The organism is Bacillus sp. 105MF (assembly GCF_000374885.1).
Lineage (GTDB): Bacteria > Bacillota > Bacilli > Bacillales > Bacillaceae_G > Bacillus_A > Bacillus_A pseudomycoides.
Genome location: NZ_KB895672.1, coordinates 1 through 1,694, shown reverse-complemented (window position 1 = coordinate 1,694; position 1,694 = coordinate 1). Strand labels below are relative to the sequence as shown.

General features: G+C 33.8%; 1 protein-coding gene. It reads left to right on the top strand.

Going from position 1 to position 1,694, the window contains the following annotated elements; all coding sequences use genetic code 11:
• Nucleotides 1-320: 320 nt before the first annotated feature.
• Nucleotides 321-1,259 (top strand): DMT family transporter, encoded by a 939-nt coding sequence (locus C564_RS0131380; protein ID WP_018768233.1) that lies wholly within the window; start codon nucleotides 321-323, stop codon nucleotides 1,257-1,259.
• Nucleotides 1,260-1,694: the final 435 nt, after the last annotated feature.

Sequence of the window (1,694 nt, the reverse complement as noted above, 5' to 3'; positions counted from 1 at the left end):
CGATGGTAGTTGGGACCTTGTCCCTGTGAGAGTAGGACGTCGCCAAGCAACCTTAGACGAGTCAGAATGACTCGTCTTTTTTGTGTTTTTACATACTATTGAAAGTCTTGCTAAATGTCTTGTCGATTCAGAAAACAATACTTAATAAATCAGTTATACTATGGAAGAGAAAATAGACGTTAATGAAACAATATGTATGAAAAGGGTTTAGTGGTTTCCTTACAGCTTATTACTAATTGAAATTACAAATATATTTAACAAGGAAAACCACTAAAAAGATATAATACATAATATATCTTTTTGAATGGGTGTGGGGATTTATGAAAGAGATAAGTATGTTACTAGTAGCGGTTATACTATGGGGAATAGCAATTGCTCCGACAAAATGGGCGCTAGAGTCAATTCAACCATTCACCTTATTGTTTCTTCGTCTTTGCTTTGCTGGTGGGATATGTTTATTGTTTTCTTTTCAGCCGTTACGAAAAAGTATTGTTAATAGGAATGTTCCGTGGAAACGGATAAGCTTATTATCTTTTACTGGCGTGGCAGGATACTTTATGTTTACTTCGTATGGGATTTCTTTAACAAGTGGATTGCATGTTAGTATCATTGATGCCGCTTTACCATTAGTTACAATTATTTTCTCGGCACTGTTTTTAAAAGAAAAGATCCAGTTAAACTATTGGATTGGAATTATATTAGGTTTTATAGGGGTAGTATGTATTACTATTCCATCTGGTAATAATGATCAAAGTGCGTCTCTAATTGGGGATATACTTATTTTATTAAGTACTTTTTTATTTGCTTTCTATACAATATTATTAAAAAGGCCAAAACAAGAAAAGAATCTATCAAATGAAGTATTTACAACATTAACATTAATCATAGGGGCAATGATTCTATTCCCTTTTGCAGTTATCGAAACTTTTTATTATGGTCTACCTCAGATGGACACATGGAAGACAGGGCTTAGTTTTACATACCTTGTTGTTTGTGCAACAATCCTAGCTTATTGGTTTTGGAATAAGGTGCTAGAAAGGGTTTCGGCATCAGTAAGTGGGTTGTATCTAAATGCTTTACCACCTATAAGTATTATTGCTTCGGTTATTCTATTAAATGAATCTTTAACATGGAAGATATTAATAGGAGGATGTCTAGTTTTATTTGGAGTTATATGGGCGGATCAAGATAAGTTGCGTGTTCTAATGAAATCTGTAGATCGACAGACTAAGGAAGATAGAAAGTATAAAATACATTAATGCAAGAACATAAAAAGAGGTGTGTGATTCATCGAATGGCACGCCCTTTTTATAATTGATCTAGGGGAGCGTACAGGATAACTAGGGAAGAAGTGCTTTCTATGAAAATAGGGCTCATTGAGTAAGTGCTCATAATGTGGAGTAGGGAGGAATTGAGTGCTTTTAAGCTCTTCTCTTTTGGAAAGGTTAGGTCTATGGGAAATAGAAAAAGGGAGTATGAATAGAAGGTTAATGATTTGTGTTTGCTTATATATAGAAAAAAACTTTTTATGTAAAAAAACATTGACTATTATTATATAGAGGTGTAGTATTATACGAGTCGCTGATAGCAACAATGCAGAACGCGACAAACGAAATAAAAAACTTAGTTGACATTGAAACATGAAAGTGTTAACATAAGGGAGTCGCAAATGAGCGGCAAACAAGTTCTTTGAA

What these genes read in the sequence shown, in the direction of transcription:
- C564_RS0131380 (WP_018768233.1), top strand. Translation starts at nt 321, where the DNA reads ATGAAAGAGATAAGTATGTTACTAGTAGCGGTTATACTATGGGGAATA.